This window comes from Paractinoplanes durhamensis, assembly GCF_016862175.1.
GTDB lineage: Bacteria > Actinomycetota > Actinomycetes > Mycobacteriales > Micromonosporaceae > Actinoplanes > Actinoplanes durhamensis.
In genome coordinates, this window is record NZ_BOML01000081.1 from 37,767 (window position 1) to 45,201 (window position 7,435).

The window sequence follows — 7,435 nt, forward strand, 5'->3', positions numbered from 1 at the left end:
GCGTGCTGCTCACCGTGACGACCACCCGCCCGCCGGCCACCGACCTCGGCTATCTCCTGGTCAAGCATCCCGGCAAGGTCCACACCTTCGACGTGCCCACCGGTACGGCGTACGTGATGTACCCCGAGGCGACCGAGGATCGGTGCACGGCGGCGCTGCTGCTCGACGTGGACCCGGCACAACTGCGCGCCCAGCAGGAGTCGTTCGAGCTCGGCGCATACGTCAACGACCGCCCGTACGCTGCATCGAGCCTGCTCGCCGGAGCCCTCGCCAAGGTGTTCCGCAGCGCTCTGCGCGGCGCCTCGAAGGACCGGCCGGAGCTCGCCGCCGAGGCCATTCCGCTGGAGATCCGGGTGCCGGTGCTGCGTGGCAGCGCCGACCTGGCCACCCGGCTGTTCGCGCCGCTCGGCTGGCAGGTGACCGCGGAGCCGATCCCGTTCGAGCCGGAGATCGGCGGCGACAGCCACTACGTCGACCTGCGGCTGGCCGGCACCGTCCGGCTCGCCGACGCGCTCAACCACCTCTACGTGCTGCTCCCGGTGCTCGACGACGCCAAGCACTACTGGGTGGCGCCGGACGAGATCGAGAAGCTGCTGCGCTCCGGCGAGGGCTGGCTGGCCGGCCACCCGGAGAAGGTGCTGATCGCCCGCCGCTACCTCGCGCACCGCCGGCACCTGGCCGAGTCGGCGCTGTCCCGGCTCGACGTCGCGGGGCCGACCTCGGACGAGGAGGCCGAACTGCCGGTGGCCCGCAAGGTCTCGCTGGCCGAGCAGCGCCGCGACGCGGTGCTCGCCGTCCTGGCCGAGGCCGACGCCGCGCGCGTGCTCGACCTGGGCTGCGGTCCGGGCGCGCTGCTCGCCGCCCTCGTCAAGGACCGCCGGTTCACCGAGATCGTCGGCACCGACGTGTCCTCCCGGGCCCTCGACCAGGCCGCTCGCCGACTGCATCTGGACCGGCTGCCCGAGCGGCAGCGCGACCGGATCAAGATCTGGCAGTCGGCGCTGACCTACCGCGACGACCGGCTGCGCGGCTACGACGCGGCCGTGCTGATGGAGGTCATCGAGCACGTCGACCCGCCGCGGCTGCCCGCCCTGGAGGCGAGCGTGTTCGGGCACGCCCGCCCGCGCACGGTCGTGCTGACCACGCCGAACGCCGAATACAACGTCCACTACGAGGGGCTGACCGGGATGCGCCACTCGGACCACCGCTTCGAGTGGACCCGCGCCGAGTTCCAGGCGTGGGCGGCCCGGACGGCCGAGCGCTACGGCTACGCCGTCGAGTTCCGGCCGGTCGGCGACGAGCACGAGACCACCGGCGCACCGACTCAGCTGGCGATCTTCACCGAAACGACTACGGAGGTGACTTCATGATCGACGTACCGGAGCTGGCGCTTGTCGCTCTTGTCGGGATCTCCGGATCCGGCAAGTCGACGTTCGCGCGCACCCACTTCAAGCCGACCCAGGTGCTCTCCTCCGACTACTTCCGGGGCCTGGTCGCCGACGACGAGAACGACCAGTCCGCCTCGGCCGCCGCGTTCGACGTGCTGCACTACGTGGCCGGCAAGCGCCTCGCGGCCGGCCGGCTGACCGTCGTGGACGCCACCAACCTCCAGTCGCACTCCCGGGCCGGCCTGGTCAAGGTGGCCCGGGAGCACGACGTACTCCCGGTCGCGATCGTCCTCGACGTCGCCGAGGCGCTGGCCTGGGAGCGCACCGGGTCCCGGCCGGACCGCACCTTCGGCCGGCAGGTGCTCACCCGCATGCACCGCGACCTGCGGCGCTCGCTCGGCTCGCTGGCCCGCGAGGGCTTCCGCAAGGTGCACGTGCTGCGCGGGCCGGACGAGATCGCGGCGACCGAGATCCGCTACGAGAAGCTGTACAACGACAAGCGGGAGCTGACCGGCCCGTTCGACATCATCGGTGACGTGCACGGCTGCCACGCCGAGCTGGTCGCCCTGCTCGGCAAGCTCGGCTACGACACCGGCCGGGCCGACGCCCCGCACCCGGAGGGCCGCACCGCGGTCTTCGTCGGCGACCTGGTCGACCGCGGCCCCGACTCGCCGGGCGTCCTGCGCCGGGTGATGGCCATGGTCGCGGCCGGCACCGCGATCTGCGTGCCCGGAAACCACGAGCAGAAGCTGGCCCGCAAGCTCAACGGCCGGCAGGTGCAGCTCACCCACGGCCTGCCGGAGACCCTTGCGCAGCTGGAGAGCGAGCCGGAGTCGTTCGTCACCGAGGTGCAGGAGTTCATCGAGGGCCTGGTCAGCCACTACGTGCTGGACGGCGGCAAGCTGGTCGTCGCGCACGCCGGCCTCAAGGAGGCCTACCAGGGCCGCGCCTCCGGGCGGGTGCGCAGCTTCGCGCTCTACGGCGAGACCACCGGCGAGACCGACGAGTACGGCCTGCCGGTCCGCTACCCGTGGGCGCGCGACTACCGCGGTTCCGCCGCGGTCGTCTACGGCCACGTCCCGACCCCGAAGCCGGAGTGGATCAACAACACGATCTGCCTCGACACCGGCTGTGTCTTCGGCGGCTCGCTCACCGCGCTGCGCTGGCCGACCCGCGAGCTCGTCTCGGTTCCGGCCGCCCAGGAGTACTACGCCCCGGTGCGTCCGCTCTCCGCTATCGCGGAAAAGCCGGACGAAGGCCTGGATCTGGCCGACGTCACCGGTCGCCGACACCTTGATTACGGGTACGGACGAACCACCGTCGACGCCGAGAACGCGGCCGCGGCCCTGGAGGTGATGAGCCGGTTCGCCCTCGACCCGGCCACGCTCGTCTGGCTGCCGCCGACCATGGCGCCCTGTTCCACCTCGACCCTCGACGGCTACCTCGAGCACCCGGCGACCGCCTTCGCCGACCTGCGCGGGGTCGGCGTCGGCAAGGTCGTGTGCGAGGAGAAGCACATGGGTTCCCGGGCGGTGGTCCGGGTGTCGCGCACCGGCGACGGCGACGCGATCTGGACCCGGACCGGCCGGCCGTTCTTCGGCCCGGCGCTCGACGTGCCCCTGCTGGCCCGGGTCCGGGCGGCCGCCGCCGAGCTCTTCACCGAGCTGGACACCGACTGGCTGCTGCTCGACTGCGAGCTGCTGCCCTGGTCGGCCAAGGCCGGCGGGCTGATCCGGGAGCACTACGCCGGGGTCGGCGCGGCCGGGCGGCATGCCCTGCCGGCGGCGCTGGCCGTGCTCGACCAGGTCGCGGCGCGCGGGCTCGACGTCGGCGGGCTGCGCGACCGGATCGAGCTGCGGTCGGCGGAGATCGACGGCTACTCGGCGGCCTACCGGGCCTACGTCCGGCCGACCGATGGCCTCACCGGGGTCACGCTCGCTCCGTTCGCGGTGCTGGCGGGCGCCGGCACGTCGTACGCAAGCAAGGATCATGGCTGGCACCTCGCGCAGGTGGACCGCCTGGTCGCGGCAGACGCGGAGATCTTCACGCCGACCCGGCGGATGATCGTCGACCTGAGTGACGCCTCGGCTGAGGCCGAGGCCACCGACTGGTGGCTGGCGCTGACCGCGGCCGGTGGTGAGGGCATGGTGGTCAAGCCGTACGCGGGCCTGGCCGTCACCGACGCGAAGGGCCGGCTCGTGCAGCCGGGGGTGAAGTGCCGCGGCCGGGAGTACCTGCGGATCATCTACGGTCCGGAGTACACCCGGCCGGAGCAGCTCGGCCGGCTGCGCAACCGCAACCTGGGCCGCAAGCGCAACCTGGCGCTGCGCGAGCACGGGCTCGGGCTGGCGGCGCTGGACCGGCTGGCCGAGGGCGCGCCGGTGTGGCGGGTGCACGAGCTGGTCTTCGCCATCCTGGCGGCCGAGTCGGAGCCGGTCGACCCGCGCCTGTGACGCCCGCAGCACCCAGCGTGTTTCGGCCGTACGGATAGCTCATACACAGCAGCTGTACAGGTACCGGTCGCTCAGCGGCCGGTACCCTGCACAGCGTGGACATCCATACACTGGCCGATTCGGTCGCACTCAACCCGTTGGACGCGACCGAACTGATTCACACGTTCGGCCTCTTCGGTGTCATTGCGATCATGTTCGCCGAAACCGGCCTGCTGGTCGGCTTCTTCTTCCCCGGCGACTCGCTGCTGTTCCTGGCCGGTGTCGCATCCTCCCCGGTCGCCGACGCGCTCTTCGGGGACAACACCCGGATCTCGTTCGTCGGCCTGCTGATCGGTGCGCCGATCGCCGCGATCGTCGGCGCCCAGCTGGGCCATTGGCTCGGCGCGCGCTACGGCCGGCGCATGTTCGACAAACCCGAGTCCAAGATCTTCAAGAAGGAGTACGTCGAGAAGGCGGAGTACTACTTCGAGAAGTTCGGCCCGGCCAAGGCCGTGGTGCTCGCCCGCTTCATCCCGATCGTCCGGACGTTCCTCAACCCGGTCGCCGGCACCCTCGGCATGTCGGCCCGCAAGTTCTTCGTGTGGAACGTGGTCGGCGCGGTCCTGTGGACCGACGGCATCCTGATCGTCGGTCACCTGCTGGCCCAGAAGATCTACGACGCCGTCGGCGAGAAGATCGACCACTACATCCTGCCGGTCGTCGTGGTGATCGTGCTGATCTCGCTGCTCCCGATCGGCATCGAGATGCTCCGCGAGCGCAAGCACAAGAAGAACAACCCGACCGCGAGCTCGGACTCGGTGGAGCCGTCCCAGGCGATCGGCGTGGTCGCGGCCGCGAGCATCGCCGGCCTGGTCGACGCGGTCCGGGACGAGGACGACGACGACCAGCCGCGTACGCCGCGCTCGCACCGCCGGCACTGAACTTTTTCAACGTGGCCAGGGCGGCAGCGCCCGGCGCCTGGCATCGCACCGGAACCGCAGGCCCGATGCCAGGTTGAAAAGGTTCACTGATCCAGAAATACCGAAAGGCCGGCCCGAGCGGGCCGGCCTTTTTCGTTGGCTTCTAGACAGAGACCGCGGCGGAGCCGGACAGGCGGTCCAGGAACTCCTCGGGGCACTCGCGCAGGTTTTCCAGGCGACCGGCCGCAAGGGCGCGGTAGGTCAGCTGGGCTGCCTCTTCGAGGTTGCGGGCCCGCTTGTGGGCCAGCTCGATCGAGTCGCCCACGACGACGCAGCCGTGGTGGCTTAGCACCAGGCAGTCGGTGCCGTCGGCAGCCATGGCCGCGGTCAGCGCCGCGACCTCGGAGCTGCCCGGCAGCCGGAACGGCACCGTGGAGACCCGCCTCAGGTAATAGGCGTGGTCGGTGGTGACGATCCGGATGTGCTCACCCAACGCGTCCAGCAGCAGGGCAGTCTGCGGGTGCAGATGCACGACGGCGTTGACGTCCGGGCGGGCCCGGTACAGCGCCAGGTGCAGGGCGAGCTCACTGGTCGGCTCCAGGCGCGGCGGCGGCAGGGAGCCGATCGACGCGAAAGAGCCATCAGAGATGTGTACGGATGTGAAAGTGCTACGACTGAGCCGGTCGAGCCAGGAACCGCTCGCGGTCACCCAGATGGCGTCCTCGTCGGGAATCCGCGCGGACAGGTTGCCGCCCGAGCCGGCGACCAGGCCGGCTTGGACCACGTCGTAGCCCACGTGCGCGAGCTGGTCGCGCAGGTCACCCGGAACGTAGTTCACCCATTTGCTCCTCGGGTCCGGGGGGTGGACTGGAGGGAGAGGGGACATCAGCCTGGCGTCACGCCCCCATGACGGGTGACGCCAGGCATATCCGCTTTGGCTTCGCTTGCGCGAGCGGTCAGCGAGCCTTCTTCGTAGCCCGCTTACGCGGCGGCGTCAGAAGGTCGGCGATTGTCGCGATCGCCGACGGGACGAGCCGGTAGTAGGCCCACACGCCCCGCTTCTCACGCTCGAGGAGGCCGGCCTCCGTCAGGATCCGCAGGTGGTGGCTCACGGTCGGCTGCGAAAGGCCCAGGGGGGCCGTCAGGTCGCAGACGCACGCCTCGCCGTCCGTTGCGGACTGGATGAGGCTAAGCAGCCGCAGCCGGGCCGGGTCGGCGAGTGCCTTCAGCACTCCCGCGAGCCGCTCGGCGTCGGCACGTTCAATTGGCTCGCCGGCTAGCGGCGAGATCTGAGGCATTGTCATTTCCGCCAACGCAGTTCCCACGATCTCCATCCTTCCACCAACTGCATCGATTCTCCTGCATGTGCGCAGGAACGAACCGGCTAACTTTCAGGCCGTAAGGCCGATATCGATCACCTTGTCGGTCGATCGTGGGGAGATCCGGCTACCCGAACTCCCGATCGACCTTTCTCGGCGTACCGACTTCGGTCTCTGCCTCCTGCAACGCCTCAGCCGCCGTCTGGTCGCTGCCCGTGCGCGTCGGGCTCTCGATCCCCGCCCCCAGGGTGAGGAGCCCCACATTGTCAATTCGTCGATCTGATTCGGGTCACTGATCCGTACAACTAGAGGCACGCACCCACCTCGCCGTCGTCATCTCGCCACGCTGCGCGATCCCTCGGCCGAGGCGGCTCGGCACGAGAACTTCACGACCCGATGAAAGCACGGCACCACGCTGCGCGACGGACAATTCAGTGATGAATTTACGCAGGTCGTGGCGTGCTTCCATGCATCGAGCGTACTTGCTGGAACGAAACTCGTACCTTTCGCCCCGGCGGGGCGGAACGGAACTATTGACGCACAGCATTGGGCCCCTCTGAAAATAAACTTAACAGTGGCATCAGTCCCTTTCGCCCCTTCCCTGAGGCATCGACGCAGCTCAAAGCTCCTATGTCCGGGGTCACATGCCGGCGGCCCAACAGATCACCCGGTCGTGGCGCTGAGAAGGTCCTGTGAATCGCGCGAACTGACGTTTACCCATCCAGCGAAAAACACCCACCGACCGGTTGGCCGACTTCCACCCGGACAGCCGATAGAGGGACGTCGCCTGAGGACAAATCTACCCGTTCGGGTGACACACGGCTGTCGATACGAGACACCCGGTGACCTGTAACTCCATCGCCGGACCCCTCTTCGGAGGGCCCCTCTTGCCGAGTTCCGAAGACCTCTCATACCGCTAGGACTCATCGGCGCCTACCGACGGTTCCGACACCGACGTCTCTTGGCACCCGCGGCCGCCTCCGAAAAGCCACCGAAGCGGACGCCGAGCGAGGGGTAGCCCGAGACCCCGGACACCCCCGGCACGGACGCTCAGCGGCCATCTCCGAGGGCTCTTCGCATCGCCTGTTTCCGGCTTGGACGCCCCACCGACGTCAGATCAGCCGATGCGCGGATCTCACCACGGTCCCCGGCCCTCCGAACATCGCCGAGCCCTCCGCGCGGCCGGCAGCCCAAATGTCAGATCAGACACACCGCAGCCAACCGATTCGGACGCGCCAATCCCGAAGATTCCTCACACTCCCGAACTTCAACCCGGACACTCGCGGCGCGGACGGCCCGGCGCGGACGGCCCGGCGCGGACGGCCCGGCGCGGACGGCCCGGCGCGGACGGCCCGGCGCGGACGGCCCGGCGCGGA

Annotated in this window: 6 protein-coding genes; 3 read left to right on the plus strand and 3 right to left on the minus strand. The window is 69.8% G+C overall.

Annotation, left to right across the window (positions count from 1 at the left end; translation table 11 throughout):
* Positions 1 to 2: 2 nt before the first annotated feature.
* The 3 genes from Adu01nite_RS43820 (at position 3) to Adu01nite_RS43830 (ending at position 4,761) form a co-directional block, all read left to right on the plus strand.
* Entirely contained in the window at positions 3 to 1,370 is a 1,368-nt protein-coding gene (locus Adu01nite_RS43820; protein ID WP_203735308.1) for a 3' terminal RNA ribose 2'-O-methyltransferase Hen1, read from the plus strand.
* Entirely contained in the window at positions 1,367 to 3,841 is a 2,475-nt protein-coding gene (locus Adu01nite_RS43825) for a polynucleotide kinase-phosphatase (RefSeq protein WP_203735309.1), read from the plus strand. Before Adu01nite_RS43820 ends, Adu01nite_RS43825 begins: the two co-directional genes overlap by 4 nt.
* Positions 3,842 to 3,936: 95 nt before the next feature.
* Positions 3,937 to 4,761 (plus strand): DedA family protein, encoded by an 825-nt coding sequence (locus Adu01nite_RS43830; RefSeq protein WP_203735310.1) that lies wholly within the window; start codon positions 3,937 to 3,939, stop codon positions 4,759 to 4,761.
* 142 nt (positions 4,762 to 4,903) lie between these two features.
* Here the strand turns inward: Adu01nite_RS43830 and Adu01nite_RS43835 are convergent, their stop codons facing one another.
* The 3 genes from Adu01nite_RS43835 to Adu01nite_RS43845 form a co-directional block, all read right to left on the minus strand.
* On the minus strand, positions 4,904 to 5,578 hold the full coding sequence (locus Adu01nite_RS43835; RefSeq protein WP_203735311.1) for a class II aldolase/adducin family protein: 675 nt from the start codon (positions 5,576 to 5,578) through the stop codon (positions 4,904 to 4,906).
* A gap of 118 nt (positions 5,579 to 5,696) precedes the next feature.
* Entirely contained in the window at positions 5,697 to 6,074 is a 378-nt protein-coding gene (locus Adu01nite_RS43840) for an ArsR/SmtB family transcription factor (RefSeq protein ID WP_092549981.1), read from the minus strand.
* Between the two features lie 274 nt (positions 6,075 to 6,348).
* Positions 6,349 to 6,528: a hypothetical protein gene (locus tag Adu01nite_RS43845; RefSeq protein WP_203735312.1), complete on the minus strand. Its 180-nt coding sequence runs from the start codon at positions 6,526 to 6,528 to the stop codon at positions 6,349 to 6,351.
* Positions 6,529 to 7,435 lie beyond the last annotated feature (907 nt).